This is a genomic window from Candidatus Hydrogenedentota bacterium (assembly GCA_016791475.1).
Lineage (GTDB): Bacteria > Hydrogenedentota > Hydrogenedentia > Hydrogenedentales > JAEUWI01 > JAEUWI01.
This window is the reverse complement of sequence record JAEUWI010000035.1, coordinates 66,555-83,056: the sequence shown is the minus strand read 5'-3', so window position 1 is coordinate 83,056 and position 16,502 is coordinate 66,555. Positions and strand designations below refer to the sequence as shown.

Sequence of the window (16,502 nt, the reverse complement as noted above, 5' to 3'; positions counted from 1 at the left end):
CGATGGGACCTCTTTTGGAAAGAATACTTGGCCCTACAGCACGCCGCTTGAGCGGTAGTATTAAAACTGCACCCTTTGTTTACAACGACACACTGGTGGAATCTCCTGTTTTTCAGTCGTACGTCTTGCGTGCGCTTCAGCAGATTACAGATGGTATTGAGCGATTGGGATTGCCCATAGATGTATCCATAACCAAGCCCCCATCGGATGAAAGTTTCTGGGTCAATCTTTTGGGAAAGGGTTACCCCGCTCCGAATCGCAATTTTCGATGGTGTATGGATCGCTTAAAGATTCGCCCCTCGTCTGAATTCATCGCGCAAAAAGCCCGAGAATTTGGGGAGGTCGTATTGGTGCTTGGAGTGAGGCGGGCCGAGTCGGCTGCTCGGCAGCAGCGAATCGATGCTTACTCTATTGCGAACGATCACGACCGACTAATACCCAGCACGGAAATCGATAACTGCTTCATATACCGCCCGATCAAAGACCTTTCCACAAGCCAAGTTTGGGAGTATCTTCGAGAGGTCCCATCCCCATGGGGAAGCAACGCCACGTTGTCTATGCTGGAGGTGTATCAAGATGCCGGGATGTGCAACGCCACTCAATCATGTGCATTAATGGATGAGACCGGGGTCGCCGACTCTAGCTCCATTTTGGCTCGGTTTGGCTGCTGGACCTGCACCGTCGTCAAGCGGGATCGTTCACTTGAGTCTTTAATCGATTCTGGATATCCCGAACTTCAATCCCTCGTTGACTACAGGAATCGGCTGCGAGACGTATCGGACACTCCAAAATTTCGAAGCAAAGTTCGGAGGAATGGAGCCCCCGGGCTAGGCCCCTTGACTTTCGAGGCGCGTGCAATGCTTCTTTCTGAATTGCTTAATCTGCAGGACAAGGTTGGGCTTGAGCTTATATCCCCTCTTGAGGTCCACCTCATACGAGAGCAGTGGGAAGTCGATAAGAGCGCAGCGGCGATACGAAGTGTACTTTAGAACAAGAAATGGGAGGACAAAGTTTTGAGAGAGCTTCCGTGCTTTACCGACCGAGAGGCGAAGAAGATAATTGACCATCTTTGTCAAGAATACAATGTCGATGTAATACTACTAAAAGATCTGTGCGAATTAATGCAGGAACACTCTGGATCCGGCAGGAGAGAGGGTGTCGTCGAGCAATTCAATAGCACGATAGATCGATTTATGTCTAGGACGACTGAGTCTTAACAGGGGGCTTGCATGTACCTTTCACGAATTAGGCTTCAAAACTGGCGCAGCTACGAAGATTCGACCTTTTCATTTCTCAAGCCAACCATGCGCAAGCCACTCTACTTAATTGGTGCGATGAATGGTCACGGCAAAACGAGCTTGTTGGTCGCCCTTTATTTAGGCATTTTTGGGCGATTTGGGCTTCGGCATTGCGACGGGTTCAGCTCCTTTACCGAGAGTCAAGAGCACTACAATAGTATTCTGCCAAAATTCCGTCGAAACAATGCGGACCCCAAAGATCCAACGGAGATTGAACTAGTATTCTCTCCCACGTTGAGGGCAAAAGGTGAGAGTGAGATTCGGGTGGTGCGCCGTTGGCACTTCAGCAGTAACCAGCGACTAAAACCCGGGAATGCCTCAGAGGAATTGCAGATATATGAAGCGGGCCAACTTGTCGGTACGAGCGCGAACATCGATACGGCGCACGATACGTTGGAGCGACTACTCTTCCCGGCTCATATAGCCCCCGCTTTTTTCTTCGATGGGGAACAAGCCCAGACGCTTATAAATACATCTACCAGCGCTTCCGATAGAAGCTCGAGTCTTACCAGAAGCGTTCAAGTGCTTTTTGGAACGAAGATAATCGATGAACTTAACAAGCAAATGCAGGAGTATGTTAGGACGACTCAGAGCAAAATAGGTGGAAAGAAGAAAGCGAGCGAAAAAGAGCAGCAGTTGCGTGATCTCGAGCAGAAACGAGATCAAATAAACGACATTATTGCTGGGCATGAGCGAAGCATGCAAGAACTCAGCGCTGAAAAAGAGCAATTGGAACGGGAACGGAACAACGCGGTCGAACAGCTCACTCTCAAAGGCTACAGAGGGAACGATCTGGCACAACTTTCTTCCGAGCTCGCCAACACCAAAAGCACAAAAGACACCGCAGAGAGTGCACTGAAACAGTGTCTCCAAAGTTTAGGTCTTTCACTCGCGGTATCACGCCTTCACTATGCGATTGAAAGACGATTGCAGGCGGAGGAGAAAAGAGAATCGTGGGAGGGCATAAAACTTGGAACAATCGAACGTGCCGGAAAAGTGCTTCAGGTCGCGATGCCGGAACCCCCAGAACAAGACGATCTCCTGGGACACCTTTCAACAGAGATACGAGAAAAAGTAAAGTCTCGATTTTCTGATGCTCTCACTCAGATCTATAACCCACCACCCTCAGAGTGCGCCGAGTCTTATATCCTCGGGCATGTTCGAGGCGACGTTCGCAGCCAGGTGATTGAAATGCTGCGAGAGGCCCATTCTTTCGGGGCGGACACGGTGAGATCCCGGGTTCGAAAGCTACAAGATGCTAACATAAGCTACAATGAGGCACGAATTCGCTTCGAGCGTGAGACTGACGCGCCCCAGGACCTTGAAGACCTTCGTCAGCTTATTAGTGACAATGAGTCACAGATTGGCGAGGCTATCAGGCGGATTGGCGGGTCGGAGAATGAGGTTAGAAAATACAAGAGTGATCTTCACACGATCAACGGTGAAATTAGAAGGCTTCGTGATGAGATAGCCACTATGGAACCAGAACAGAAACGTATTGCTATCGCGGACAGGGTTCGGATCTTGACGGGGGAATTGACAGACAAACTGCAGCCAATCGCACTGGGAAGATTGCAGGAACTTGTGACATCACATTTCACCACTATTGCGGACCCTCGTTATAGTGGTGGTCGCATATCCTTTCCAGAGGATGGTCAAACGTCGCCAATGTTTACATTTCGGAACAGTCGGCAGCAATCCATAGATAGCATGAGCGGCTTTGAAAGGCGAACTTTCGGTATCGCCTTTTCCTTGGCCCTTGCAGAGATGACGGGGCGACGGGTGCCGTTAGTAATTGATACGCCCCTCGGCAATGCGGATTCAGAGTATCGTCCACGGCTGATGAAAGCTCTTACAAAAGTCGATTTAGATCAAATAATCATCCTGACACATGATCAAGAAGTGACGGAGGATATTTTATCTGCCGTTGAAGTTAATGTATCGCAAAAGGTACTAGTAAAATTCGATCATGCCAAACAGTGCTCGGTTGTGCATGACAACACTTTTTTTGGTGAGTCCCATGAACCGAACAACTAGAGACGCCATAGCAAAGGCTGGATTCTACCCCACTCAAGCTGCTTTCAACTTCGAGGACGAATTGAGGACGCGACTGGGGTTGACGAATCGATATGATACCGCGCGGCTCTCGATCGGACGCTCCCTTGCGGTCCCCGATATACCGACACCACTTGAGCGAGATGAGACCAGAAATACAACTTCAATCCGGGGGGAAAATCTGTTTGGAAAAGAATTGGACTTATGGATCTCCGCCATAGTAATGGACAACGGCTTTCAAGAGTCGGTTTCGACCGACGATTTTCGGCAAGCGGTAGAAGCACATTGGGCTCGCGGGGCGAAGCTGCTGTCAGATTCGTGGGAAGCCAGTGACAAGAATGTCGAGGACTTTGTTACGGGGCTATCGATGCTGCTCCCGGCCGGGGCCACAACGTTCTCACCTCGAAATATTTCTATAAATAGCGCACGCCCCCAAGAAATCCGCATTCGCGTTGGTTCCGTTAGTGAATCGCTGCCTAGCTCTGAGAAGGTGGGATATGCCATTAATGGCAGTGGGGTCTCTCCTCACATCGCACTGATGGGCAAGACCCGCACTGGAAAGACCACGACGGGAATGCAGATAGTCGGGCAGATGGTCGACCAGGTTGAACTTCCGTTTCTTATCATTGACCCCAAAGGGGATTTTTTAGATTCTTCCGCTTTATTTCAGCGGCTTGGGGCTACACCGTCCAACTGCACAATTTTGGAAGTGGGAGAGCAGCCTATTCCGCTCGATTTTTTGCCTAAGGCAGAGTTTGGGAATGTCAATTTGACGAGTGAAGCTATGGTCTTGCGCGATAGCATCGCCCTAGCCTGCCGTGCTTCAGGAGATGTACAGCGGGACTCCTTGCGCGTAGCAATAGAACAAGTGCTAAGCAGAGGGCACAATCGAAACCTGGAGGCGATTCGAGATGCTTATGAGCTTGAACTAGTTGCAAGTGGCAAGAATAAGGATAGTATCGTAAGCCGTCTCAATGAAGTGACGAGTCTCAATTGCTTTTCGCCCAATATGTCCGCGGAGGATTTCTTCCGTCGGTCATGGGTGCTAAGTCTAAATCGTATCGGCTCCGAAGAGTTGAAGCGACTCATTATTCTTTTGGTTCTTGACGCACTGAAGTCGTATCTCCTAAGGCTGGAGGATGCCCCACTCGAATCCGGCTTTCGTGGCCTGAGGCATATACTCGTTATAGACGAAGCCCGGCGTATTCTCGCAGAAAAGAAATACCAGTCTCTTGTTGATATCATACGCCAAGGGGCATCGAAGGGCTCTGTCGTGATGCTATTGTCGCAAGATCCCAGCGATTTTGAAGGGCAAGCCGATGACTTCACCACACAACTTGGCGCAGTAATTTCATTCGCATGTGCACAAACGGAAAAGGGACTTAGAAAGCTACAGGGTGCCTATGGCCGCAAAGTTCAGCCACAAGAGTTTTCGGACACGACGCTCCCGAAAGGCGTAGCCTTCTGCAAATTGCCTGGCCGCCATGCGGAGAGGGTTCGTTGTTGGGAATAAGCGGTTCTTACTGGGCCATCATTTCGGCATATTGCGACCACCTGAAAAGGATTTCCACCGAGCGTTTAGTGTCCTTTTTCTCTCAGCAGACAGTTTACCCAACTTTTGGAGCAGGTAATCCCTAGTTACTGCATCTGCTTTGGTTTGTATTTTCGACGCTTCGTCGAGCCACAGCACCCCTTTGTATGGAGCTTCAGCTAGTTCAGTTGGGAGCTTGCTTGCAGCCAGCACGGCTTGTTCAAGGCTCATTTCGTGGGTGAGCTCTGAAATTATTTCCGTTACTATTTTGAGCCCCTGAGGACGAAATAGAATATGTCCCCCTTTTGCGTGTCGGTTTGCTCGAACAATCCCTTCAGAATTGTTCTTGGCTGCGAAATATCGACCCAATGGCTTGTTGTACTTTCCAAGCAGTTCGAAAAAGCCGGTGGCGGTATTGTAGTAGGCATCAAGTTCAACTTCAGAAGGGCGGTTCCAGCTTAGCGATTTTGTCGTGGCCCGTGGCTCGATCTTTCTGAAAACCAGTTTTAAAATATTGTACAAATTTCTTATTGTTATCCAAGATTTTGAGTCCCGAGACAGACTTGCAGAAGTAGTGATGGCGATTTGTCCTCTATTAAAGCTGGGGTGCTCTTCCACCAACCGTCGCGTGCAGATCGCCATGACATCATCCTCATCCAGCTGAATGATTTCGTTCTCTCGAACCGGCTTAGCCTTTTTGTTCAAGGTTGTAAATAACCGCCTGGTGCGCTGAACCCCGCGCACACTGGTCTTGTGGGATACAAAAATCACAGGTAACTCTTCGTTTACGAGGGCGGGATTCTTTACGATTGCGCGTTTGATGCCCGCGAGTCGATGCTGTCCGTCCAGTGCAAATAAGTGTTCGCCACCAGAAAGACTCAAGAAGCCCATCTTCCAGACATCCTGTGGCCTATAGTCTTCTATTGAAATCGCGTCATTCTTCGGTGTTATGTTTCCGAATTCGTACCACTGTGGGTCGCCACCGTATACCGCTACTACCATCGAAGAAAAGAATCTCTCCTTCACGCCATTGAGATACTCCGCAATGTCCACAGCCCGCTCACTCTCGTCGAGGGTTCTTTGGAGCAAGTCCGACAGCCCTTTGCTGCTGTGGATCTCCTTGGCGAATGAAATGCGATTACTCACGTCACCAAAATTCATGAGGCAGGTATAATAGATCCAATCCCCCATGCATCCGCGTAACGCTGGCATGTAATATCTCTTACTCATTAGACAAAAGCTCTCTTTCCTTCGCGAATCTCTGCGGAGAGGTCGTTCTCGTTCAGCGGCGGGATAAACACATCGTTTAATGATCGTTCCAGCTTCGAAAGGCTAACCCGCTGGTCTGGTATTGATGCGTAGTAAAAATAGAGATGCCTTTCATATTTGTTGAGCCAATCATAAAACTTCATTCGTTTCTTTTGCTTTTTCTCTGCCAAGTATTCGCGAAATCGCGTCCGAAGACAACGATCAGTCATTCCAATATATATCAGATACTGATGTGGTGGTCCTGGATGCTCGCAAGGTCGGACTATGAAGGCGTAGATTCCGCGCTCAGTGGGAACGTGGTGGGCTAGTGATTTGTCGAAAAAAGTGTCCTTCCACTCAAACTCTTTCGGAGTACGTACCGTGGATAGTGTGTCCCATTGTGTAGGTGAGAGCTGAAATTTGCGCTCATTCAAGCGCAGTAAGTCAGTCCTATTTCTAACGACATCTTCTGCCACAGGTTCCCCTTTTATCAGATTGTGTAATGTGCAGTGTTTCCGATGGGAAATATAGTAGCAAGTATTATAGTAGGATCCAAGAATACGGTCCCCACGTCCGCGGAGTGCCGCACATAAACGCGCAAATAACCAAGTAGTTTCAAATATGAAACAGGGGCGCGCAGCGCCTATTGCACTGCGCGCCCCGTGGGCACTCTATCTCGTATTCATCTCGACCCCGCGCCCCATCATCATCGCCTTACACCCCGACCTCCGTCTTGCTGCCCCTTCTCACTTCTTCTTTCTCGGGGAATTCCACTTCCTGCTGTTCGGGCAGGTGGGGTGCGACGTTGATTTCGCATTTGTCGCCGTCGCAGAAGAGGTCCTGGGCTTCGTCGGTGTTGAGGCTTTCGAAGTTGAGGGGCTTCAGTTTTTCCAGGGCGCCGAGGTAGGCCTCGCGGGTGATGGCCTGGTAGGGGGCCTGGGCGTAGTTGTGTTCCGTCAGCGGGAGGAAGCTGATGGATTTCAAGCGGGACTCGTAGAGCTCGAGGATGTAGGGGATGTCCTTGGCCTCTTGCGGGTGGAAGGTGATGGTGGCGCTGACCTGGTTGTCGGCCCAGTAGTATTGCATCTGGGCGACGTTTTCCACCTGCTCCCACACGGAGACGTCGGTCTTGGAGCGGTCGAAGAATTCTTCGTGGACGGGGAAGTACACGATGAGGGTGTTGTCGCCGTAGACGGATTCTTCGACGCGGTAGCCGGCCTTTTTGATGGGCTCGATGAGCGGGCTGGTCTTATCCACGCGGATGGTGCGGAAGTAGTATTCCGAGTGGGCGTAGTGGATGCCGGGGGTGACGCCGGGCAGCAGGGAGACGGTGCCGCTGGGCTTCACGCTGGTCTTTTTCACGCTCTCGGGTATGCACAGCCAGGAGGAGTAGATCTTGTCGAGCTTGCCGATGTATTCATAGCCCAGGTCGCACCAGCGGAAGTGTTCGCGGCGGCCGTGGCGCTGGAAGCTTTCGACGATGCCGCTCTGGCTGAGGCCGATGCGGCGGTTGCGCAGCATGATGGCGTTGGTGCGCTCGTTGTGCGTGGGGATTAGGGTCACGGTCTTGGCGTAGAGGTAGGCGAACTTGAGGGTGCGCTTGTACTCTTCGAGGGTGGCGTGGCGGCTGGGGAAGGTCTCCACGAGGTTGCAGATCTCGTAGCTTTCCAGGCTCTGCTCGGCGCAGGGGTTGGTGCCGGCGATCTTGGCGTCGGCCCAGGTGGGGCTGTCTTTCATGCGACCGTAGGCGCGGGCGGTCTCTTTCCAGAAGTAGCCGGGCTCGCCGTTTTTCGCGGTCTGGGCGCCCACTTTGGTGTAGTCCATGCCTTCGACGGCGCTTACGCTGTTGTTGGAGGCCCAGCGCCAGGCGGTGAGCTTGTCGCCGTGGAGCTTGGGATCTTTCAGCTTGAGGTATTCGCCGTCGTTCGGATCGCCCAGGGCCAGCTCCGCCGTGCGGCGCACGCCGCCGGACACCACGCACTTGCCGATGACGTTCATCAGATCGGTGATGTCGGTGGAGGAGATGGCATGGCCCGCGCGCGGTCCAAGGATCTTCTTAATGTTCTCAATGCACTCGATGATCGGTCCGGGTCCGGGGGCGATGCCGCCGAAGGTCTTGATGGGCGAACCCATGGGGCGGATCTTGCTGTAGTCGATGTGGGCCGGGCTCTTCCCGCGGCCGGCATAGGCGTTGAGCACGGCGCGGATGAGGTCGCACCAGCCTTCTTTGGAGTCTTCCACCACGTGGGTGTACTCGGCGATCTGGGGATCCTGAATGGTGAGCTGTCCGGCGCCCTTGGTGTCAAAGGCCACGCCCACGCCGAGCATGGACATATCCATGAGGAAGCAGAACGGCTCGGCGAAGTCGGTGTCGATCTCTTCGGTGGACACGAAGGCGCAGTTGTTCAGCGCCGCGGATCCGCGGATGTAGATATAGTCCGAGCCCATCATCCACAGGCCGCGGCCGGGGGGCAGGAACTTGAAGTCCCACATGAGCTTGAACATTTCCTGGGCGGAGCGCTGGGCCTTGTCCGGCTTCCAGGGCAGCTTCAGGGCATGGCAGTGGTTCATCTGGATGGTGTAGCAGCCTTCGACAACGCGACGGAGCGTTTCCCAGTATTCCTCGGTGCGCTTCTGCTCCGCATCGATCACGCGGGCATAGGTGCGCTTGAAGGTGATGTAGCCCAGGGGGCCCCAATCGGGCTGTTGACCCCGATACTGGGCGAGGAATCCCTCGGCCAGCTTAAAATACGATTTGACCTGAAACATGACTCCCGTCTCCGATGTTGAATGTCCCGTATACATGACGCGTTTCTCCTCGGCGTGTTCCGCTTCGCCGTTATCCACTACTCGACCTCGCGCGAGTCCCTTACCCCGGGCCTTCAAGCGCGCATTCAATTTGAATCACAGGCGAGACGCCTGTGCCACATTCCTTTTCAAACCACAGCCGAGACGGCCGTGCCGCATTCTATTGCTAAATTTTCCGGTGGGCCGTCTTGATCCAGGGCAGCCCGTCTACCATCTCCGTCTCATAATCGCCCAACAGGTTGGGGTAGCGATCCTTCACTACGTTGAAGACCTCCGCGAAGAGATAGCGAATCTCCTCTTCCGCGTGGGGGTCCGTGCGGTTTTCCAGCACATGCCGCAGCGTGCGGAAGTTGCACGACCAGCCAATCGTCGTCGCCAGGCCGATGGGGGCCACGCGGCGGAAGGCGGAGGTCAGCTTCTTCTTCACCGCGAACTTCTCTTCGTGGTCAATGTCATAGACCGTGGCCAGGGTCCGCTGGAGTTCTTCGAGCTGCTCCATGGTCTTCACGAAAATGGCCATGCCCTCGTCGTTCTCCTCGATGCACATGGGCACATAGGCCGAGAGGTTGTCGAGGCGCACAAAGCGGAGGGACTCCTGGCTCATGGCGGTGCCCGCGCGGTGGCGCACCAGCTCGTGGGTCACCACCCGGCTCACATCGGAAAAGATGAAATTGAGCACGGGATGCTCCACCACGCTGCCGTGGCCCACATTGATGATGTTGCTCAGGTAGGTCGCGTTGCCCTCGCGCACCCGGGTCACGTTCGGGTTCATGCCGGGCTCGAAGGAGCGGTAGCACAGGCGGCCCATCACCTCGGCAAGTTTCTCGGAATCGCTCGGCGCGTCGGTCTTCCACTTGGTCGCGCCCACGTGTTCCAGGTAGTCCTGGAGCCCCTGTTCTATGATGCGGGTTTCACCGACGAGGAATACTTTAGGCTTGACGAACTTCACGAGATTTCACTTTCCACACTATTCACACTTCATCGCGGAGACACAGGACTCCATCGGCAGAAGTGATACATTTTTTGACCAGGATTTTTCGGGCAGTGCGGCCCCAAGACTACCGGGCCACACCGAAAGGATAAGCCGCATTATAGGCCCTTGATCCGGCATTGTAAAGCCCTTTTTTGGTGCAGGGGTTATTCTGGATTTGCACGGTTTTCTCATGCACAAGGCCTATCCGAAGCTACAAAATATGGTAGCCATCTGGGAAAAGTATACAACATATAGTTGATTTTGTATAGTGTTTGAAAATGATACACCGCTCAGTCCGGCACCCTTTTTTTCGCCCGAATTCCCCCCCGGAAATCGCCCTGGAGGGCCCCGAAAACCCTGTATTCACAAGGCTTCCCACGCTCCGTGGCGGGTGCTGGGACGCCGTTGAGCCCCCTGCCGGGGCCCAGTCAGAAATTTGACGATAGGCCTACTGTTGGTAGTGGTGGTGCGCGGCCACACCGCTACCCAGTGGGGTTGGTGAGCCGGTGGCTGCGTGGGGCAAGCACAATATATTGTAGATCGGCCTATGGTGTTCTCAGGGTCCTACCATTTGTTGTGGTGTGTGGAAAAATGGTGGAAAAGCTAGGGCGGAGGCGTGGTCACCCCGCAGGATGCCCAAAACGGCTCTTCGAGCACCTTTCGGAAAAAAATAGGGTCGAAGGTGATCCATGACGCGGAATTTTCGGGAATCCGCCGTCCGAAATTCGATATCATAGGGCGAGAACCTGAAGAATCTCCGGTCCAGGCGACCCTTGGCGTCGCGTGCGACCGGCGCATCCGAAAAGGCGAAGCCCCACACCCATGCGCGCGTACCTGAAGTCGCACCGACCCTATTTTGGCCTCTTTACCGTTTGGGCTCTCCTCGCGGGTCTCATCATCGCGACCACCGAGCAGCCCGATCTCCATCTCACGTTCAACAATGTGAATGTCGCCGGTTGGGACTCCTTTTTTGTGTACGCCAACTATCTTGGCGAGGGGTACTTCGCTTATGGGCTGGCCATTGCGCTCTGCTTCGTGCGTTTTCGCTGGGGGGCCTCGGTCTTTCTCGCCTGCCTGATCGCCGGGCTCACGAGCCAATTGCTCAAGCAGCAGGTCTTCGGCCCCGTGCCCCGGCCCGCCGCGTTTTTCGGCGAGCCCACACCCCTCTACCTGGTGCCGGGCGTGGACCTGCACAGTTTCTATTCCTTTCCCTCGGGCCACAGCGCCATAGCGTTTGCCCTGGCCACGGCGCTCATGCTGCTTACCCCCTGGCGGACGCTCCGCGCGGTGCTGTTTTTCCTGGCGCTGCTCGGGGCCTACAGCCGGGTGTATTTGTCCCAGCACTTTTTTGAAGACATCTACGCGGGCTCGTTTGTTGGCCTGATCGCGGCCCTGATAGCCCACCGGCTCGTGGTCGTGCGGCGGCCGAAGGTGGTGGTGCCAGAGACGACCGAGAAAGCAGGAGCAGCGCCCGTGCTTTGATGGGGCGTCTGGGACCAATCGGTCTTATGAAACAATGACCCATACGGACCCATACGACCCATACGACCCATACGACCCATAAGACCCATAAGACCCATAAGACCCATAAGACCCATAAGACCCATAAGACCCATTCCCCAACCCCAAACGAAAGCCCAGGCCACCATGACCGATCCCCTTCTTCGCGCCATCAGCTTCGCCGGGCTCTTTGTGCTCGTGGGTCTGGCCTGGGCCCTCTCGGAAAATCGCCGCGCGGTGCCCTGGCGGCTGGTGGCCTGGGGCATGGGCCTCCAGTTCGCCCTGGGCCTGCTGGTCATGCACACGCAGGCGGGCGAGAAGTTCTTCGATGGGGTGCGGAAGGGCTTCGACATCATCACCGAGGCCAGCGCGGCGGGCGGCAGCTTCGTCTTCGGAAATCTCAGCGAGATTTTCTTTGTGGAACGCGTGGGCTTCGGTCCCGATGGCGCGCCCCAGTCCGAAGGCCCCGCGATCATCACCGCGGTTATCGCCTTTCAGGTGCTCCCGGTCATCATCTTCGTGTCCGCACTGTCGGCAATCCTGCTCCACCTCGGCGTGGTGCAGTGGGTGATTCGGGGTATCGCCTGGGTGATGCGGCGCACGCTGAAGACCTCCGGCGCGGAGACCTTCGCGGCGGCGCTGCTGGTATTTCTCGGCATCGAATCCGTGAGCGCTCTCGGCAGCCACCTCAAAGGTATGACCCGCTCCGAGATCTTCACCATCATGACCGCGTTCCTCGCCACCATCGCGGCCAGCGTCATGGTGGCCTATGCGGGCTTCGGCGCGGAGCCGGGGCATCTCCTCGCCGCTTCGCTCATGAGCGCGCCCGCCGCCCTGGTCATGGCGAAAATCATGATTCCCGAGCTCGGCACGCCCAAAACCATGGGCAACGAGAAGATCGTCCTGCCGGTGGAGAGTGAAAACATATTCGACGCCGCCGCGCGGGGCGCCCACACGGGCGTGGCCATGGCGCTGAATGTGGCCGCCATGCTTATCGTCTTTGTAGGGCTCATCTTCCTGCTCGATCTGGCCGTGGTGCGGGTGACCGGCCTCACCACCACGGAAATCATGGGCTGGGCCTTCCGTCCCTTCGCCTTCATAATGGGCGTGCCCCTGGGCGACCTCGGGGCCGTCTCCGAACTGCTTGCCACCAAATCGGTCTTCAACGAGTTCCTGGCTTACGAAAAGATGAAACCCATGATCGAATCCGGCGCGCTCTCCGAGCGTTCGCGCATGATCGCCACCTACGCCCTCTGCGGCTTCGCCAATCCCGGCAGCCTCGGTATTCTCATCGGCGGGCTCGACGGCCTCATGCCCGAGCGCCGCGCCGAAGTCGCCGCCATGAGCGTGAAAGCCTTCGCCGCCGGCACCCTGGCCTGCTTCTGCACCGCCTGCGTAGCGGGAGTCCTCGGATGAGCCACCCCGCGCGCATACTCACCATTGCCGGCAGCGACTCCAGCGGCGGCGCGGGCATCCAGGCCGACCTCAAGACCATCCTCGCCCTCGGCGGCTACGGCATGTCGGCCATCACCGCCATCACCGCGCAAAACACCCTCGGCGTCACCGGCGTCCAGGGCATCGATCCCGAAATGGTCGCCAAGCAAATCGAGGCCGTGCTGGTCGATCCCGGTGTCGACGCCATCAAGACCGGCATGCTTCTCAACCGTGAGATCATCGAGGCCATCGCCGATGTGCTCGACAGCCACCCCGCGATTCCCCTCGTGCTCGATCCCGTCATGGTGGCCACCAGCGGCGCCCGCCTCATCGACGAAGACGCGCAGGAGCTTGTCATCACGCGGCTGCTCCGCCACGCCACCGTGATCACCCCCAACTTGCCCGAGGCCGACGCGTTGACGGGATTGCGCATCACCGATCAACAGAGCCTCGAAGCCGCCGGATGCATCATCCGCGATCTCGGTGCGAAGAACGTACTCATCAAAGGCGGCCACGGCACGGACGACGAGGTGGTGGACTGGCTTTATGACGGCGTCGAATGGACCGCGTTCCGGGCACCAAGAATTCACACCACGGGAGGCCACGGGACGGGCTGCACCCTCGCCTCCGCCATCGCCACGCGCCTGGGCCAGGGCATGAATCTGAAAGCAGCCATCGAAAGCGCCAAGACTTACCTCAACGGCGCGCTGGAACAAGCCTGGCCCGGATTCGGCAAAGGAAGTGGCCCGCTGAACCACGGCTGGGGAATGGGGAAGCAACCCGGCGGGGAATGGTTTCACTGAAGGGATGGGGAGCGCGGTCCCACGCAAGCCCTGATTCCCCAATCCCGTCTCGAAAGCTTCAACCCGACACCAATCCTCTGGTCCTTATCAACAGTAACATAGTACGGACAGCTTCCGCTGCAAGACAGGTCCATAGCGATAATGTAATTTATTATTGACAACTTATGGTCCTCGGGTGTATTAATGATAGGGAGTTGGGCGGCGCGAGTTCGTGCTATCTCGCCGTTCCGTCTCTCTCAGATTGGAGCTTCATTTCGGGCTGCGCGAAGCCTTCCAATCACATCGCAATACGGTTGTGATATTCGTCGGGGTGGGAAATCACAGCCGCGCAATCAGGCGTGATCTGCCGGGTTTTTTCGCATACGCCTCACCTCGAAGAGGAACACTTTTGTGAAACTTCGCACCAAGATTCTCTCCCTGACAGGAATGGCCGTCCTGGTCTCCACAATCGTCTCCATCTCGACGGTTTACGTCCGAAGCGGTCCAATGCAGGCCGAAGTCGTGACCGAGTTGAATAAACTGGGTCAGGATGAAGTCACCCAGGTCGCGCGCAACGTATGGCTGATGTGTCGCGTTCAGCACGAGAATCTGCTCCAGAAGCTGGAGAGCGACCTCGACATGGCGAAGGAGCTGTTGGATGCGTCCGGCGGTGTCCATCTGAGCACAGAGACCGCTACCTGGCAGGTCGACGGACGGCCCGTGACGCTTCCCAAGATGATGATCGGCGAAAGCTGGTTTGGACAAGTTAGCAGTCCGGCAAGTCCCACGCCGGTTTTGGACGATCTCGTGGCGGCGACGAATGGTGCGGTGGCCATCTTCCAGACACTCAACGAGGCGGGCGATCTTGTTCGCGTGGCGACCACCGTGTTGGGTCCGGACGGGAAGCGCGCCCTTGGCACTACCATTCCCATGGTCAAGGACGACGGGACACCCCATCCCGTTGCCACGGCCCTCAAGGCGGGCCAGCATTATTTTGGTCAGACCTACATTCAGGGCGAGGCCTATATAGCGGGCTATGAGCCCCTGCTGGACGGGACCACCGTGATCGGCGCTCTGGGCGTCGCCTTCAAGCAGGAAAGCGTAAAAGCGATCCGCGAAGGCATCATGGACATCGTAGTCGGCAAGACCGGCTACGTGTTTGTTCTCGGCGGGAAAGACGAGGACCGTGGCCACTACATAATCTCCGCCAAGGGCAAGCGCGACGGGGAGAATGTGCTGGAGGCGAAAGACGATTCGGGAAGGGAGTTCATCAAGTCCATCGTGGACAAAGCCGTGGCCCTGAAGGAAGACGGTACCGGGGCAATACCCGTTGACTACGAGACTTATCCCTGGAAGAACGAAGGAGAGTCCGTGGCCCGGGAGAAGCTGGCGGCCATTGCCTATTTCGAGCCTTGGGACTGGGCCATCGGTGCGAGCACCTACAAAGACGACTATCTCGACGCGATAGGCAACGTGGAGGGGGCCGTGAACGGCATGATCGGCTACACGTCCGCGTTTGCAGCGGCGATTTTCACGCTCGTGATGATTGGGGCCCTGCTTCTCTCCACACGGATCTCCCGCCCTCTTGCGGCGGCCGCCGCCATGCTCAAAGATATCGCTCAGGGCGAAGGCGACCTGACACGCCGCCTCGAAATCCAAACGAAGGACGAAGTGGGCGAAATGGCCCTATGGTTCGACACCTTCATCGCCAAACTCCAGGGTATCGTCGGCAATATCGCCGGCAACTCCCAGAGCCTTGCCGGCGCCTCGGAAGAGCTGTCCTCGATCGCCCAGGCCCTGGCCGATAATATGGCGACCATGACGGGAGAGGCCGCGAGCGCCGCCGCCGCGACGGAAGAGGCTTCCGCGAACATCGGCAACGTGGCCGCCGGTGTGGAGGAGAGTAGCGCCAATTCCAACACGGTGGCGACGGCCGCGGAGGAAGTCTCCGCAAACCTGAACAACGTGGGGGCCGCCGTGGAGCAAATGTCTTCCAGCATTGGCACCATATCCTCCGCCACCGACGAGATGAACAACTCCATCAACAGCGTGGCGGCCGCCATCGAAGAGATGACCGCCTCATTGTCGGAAGTGGCGAAAAACGCGGGCCAGGCCGCCCAGGTGGCCAACAGCGCGGCGGGCCGGGCGGACAAGACCGCCAGCATCGTAAACGAACTCGGGGCCTCGGCCGATGAAATCGGAAAGGTGGTGGATGTAATCAAGGGCATCGCCTCCCAGACCAACCTCCTCGCCTTGAACGCGACCATCGAGGCCGCCTCGGCGGGTGAAGCCGGCAAGGGCTTTACCGTCGTGGCCAGCGAGGTGAAAGAGCTCGCGAAGCAGACGTCGCGCGCGACGGAGGATATACGCATCCAGATCGGGGCCATGCAGTCTACGGCCCGACAGGCGGTGGTGGCCATCGCCGAAATCACCGAGATCATCCGCGAGATCGACGGAATCTCCAACAGTATCGCCGCCGCCGTGGAAGAGCAGTCGGCCACCACCTGCGAGATTTCCAACAACGTCGCGGGTACCGCGCGAAGTGCGAGCGAGGTGGCCCGGAGCGTTCAGGAGACGGCGACTGGCGCCAACGAAGTCTCCCGAAATGTTCAAGAAGCGATCAACGGAGGCAACGAGATCTCGCGTAATATCGGCGAGCTCGCATCGGGATCGTCCGTCGTCGCCCAAAACGCGACCGAGGCCGCCGTGGGAATGAATTCCGTGGCGGAAAACGTTGCCAACGTGCTGCTGGCAGCCAAGCAGGCGGATCAGGCCGCGCGGGATACCCGCGAGTCCGCGTCCAGCCTGGCGACACTGGCCTCTGAGCTGAATTCGCTGGTGGAGCAATTCAAGATATAAGTGGCGATTTCGTC

General features: G+C 56.2%; 10 protein-coding genes. 7 read left to right on the top strand and 3 right to left on the bottom strand.

Annotated elements, in window-relative coordinates:
* The 3 genes from JNK74_18185 to JNK74_18175 all read left to right on the top strand — a co-directional run.
* A partial coding sequence (locus JNK74_18185) for a phosphoadenosine phosphosulfate reductase family protein (protein ID MBL7648117.1) occupies positions 1–989 on the top strand: 989 nt, incomplete at its 5' end.
* A gap of 240 nt (positions 990–1,229) precedes the next feature.
* Complete coding sequence (locus tag JNK74_18180) at positions 1,230–3,335, top strand: AAA family ATPase (protein ID MBL7648116.1); 2,106 nt, start codon at positions 1,230–1,232, stop codon at positions 3,333–3,335.
* The gene (locus JNK74_18175; GenBank protein MBL7648115.1) at positions 3,319–4,866 is read left to right on the top strand and encodes a DUF87 domain-containing protein; all 1,548 of its coding nucleotides are present in this window, start codon (positions 3,319–3,321) and stop codon (positions 4,864–4,866) included. The genes JNK74_18180 and JNK74_18175 overlap by 17 nt, the downstream gene beginning before the upstream one ends.
* 18 nt (positions 4,867–4,884) lie before the next feature.
* Here JNK74_18175 and JNK74_18170 read toward each other — a convergent pair whose 3' ends face one another.
* The 3 genes from JNK74_18170 to thyX all read right to left on the bottom strand — a co-directional run bounded on the left by JNK74_18170 (position 4,885) and on the right by thyX (position 9,889).
* A complete protein-coding gene (locus tag JNK74_18170; protein ID MBL7648114.1) occupies positions 4,885–6,096 on the bottom strand; it encodes a DGQHR domain-containing protein in 1,212 nt (403 codons plus the stop codon).
* 750 nt (positions 6,097–6,846) lie between these two features.
* The gene (locus tag JNK74_18165; GenBank protein ID MBL7648113.1) at positions 6,847–8,901 is read right to left on the bottom strand and encodes a hypothetical protein; all 2,055 of its coding nucleotides are present in this window, start codon (positions 8,899–8,901) and stop codon (positions 6,847–6,849) included.
* 205 nt (positions 8,902–9,106) lie between these two features.
* Positions 9,107–9,889, bottom strand: a complete 783-nt coding sequence (thyX, locus tag JNK74_18160; protein MBL7648112.1) for an FAD-dependent thymidylate synthase — start codon at positions 9,887–9,889, stop codon at positions 9,107–9,109.
* 846 nt (positions 9,890–10,735) lie between these two features.
* On the opposite strand from thyX, the gene JNK74_18155 reads away from it, so the two are divergent.
* The 4 genes from JNK74_18155 to JNK74_18140 all read left to right on the top strand — a co-directional run bounded on the left by JNK74_18155 (position 10,736) and on the right by JNK74_18140 (position 16,488).
* The gene (locus JNK74_18155; GenBank protein MBL7648111.1) at positions 10,736–11,395 is read left to right on the top strand and encodes a phosphatase PAP2 family protein; all 660 of its coding nucleotides are present in this window, start codon (positions 10,736–10,738) and stop codon (positions 11,393–11,395) included.
* Between the two features lie 165 nt (positions 11,396–11,560).
* Complete coding sequence (locus tag JNK74_18150) at positions 11,561–12,829, top strand: NupC/NupG family nucleoside CNT transporter (protein ID MBL7648110.1); 1,269 nt, start codon at positions 11,561–11,563, stop codon at positions 12,827–12,829.
* The gene (gene thiD / locus JNK74_18145; GenBank protein ID MBL7648109.1) at positions 12,826–13,650 is read left to right on the top strand and encodes a bifunctional hydroxymethylpyrimidine kinase/phosphomethylpyrimidine kinase; all 825 of its coding nucleotides are present in this window, start codon (positions 12,826–12,828) and stop codon (positions 13,648–13,650) included. Before JNK74_18150 ends, thiD begins: the two co-directional genes overlap by 4 nt.
* Before the next feature lie 390 nt (positions 13,651–14,040).
* Positions 14,041–16,488 carry a Cache 3/Cache 2 fusion domain-containing protein gene (locus JNK74_18140; protein MBL7648108.1) on the top strand — a complete coding sequence of 816 codons (2,448 nt, stop codon included), beginning with the start codon at positions 14,041–14,043 and terminating at the stop codon, positions 16,486–16,488.
* Positions 16,489–16,502: the final 14 nt, after the last annotated feature.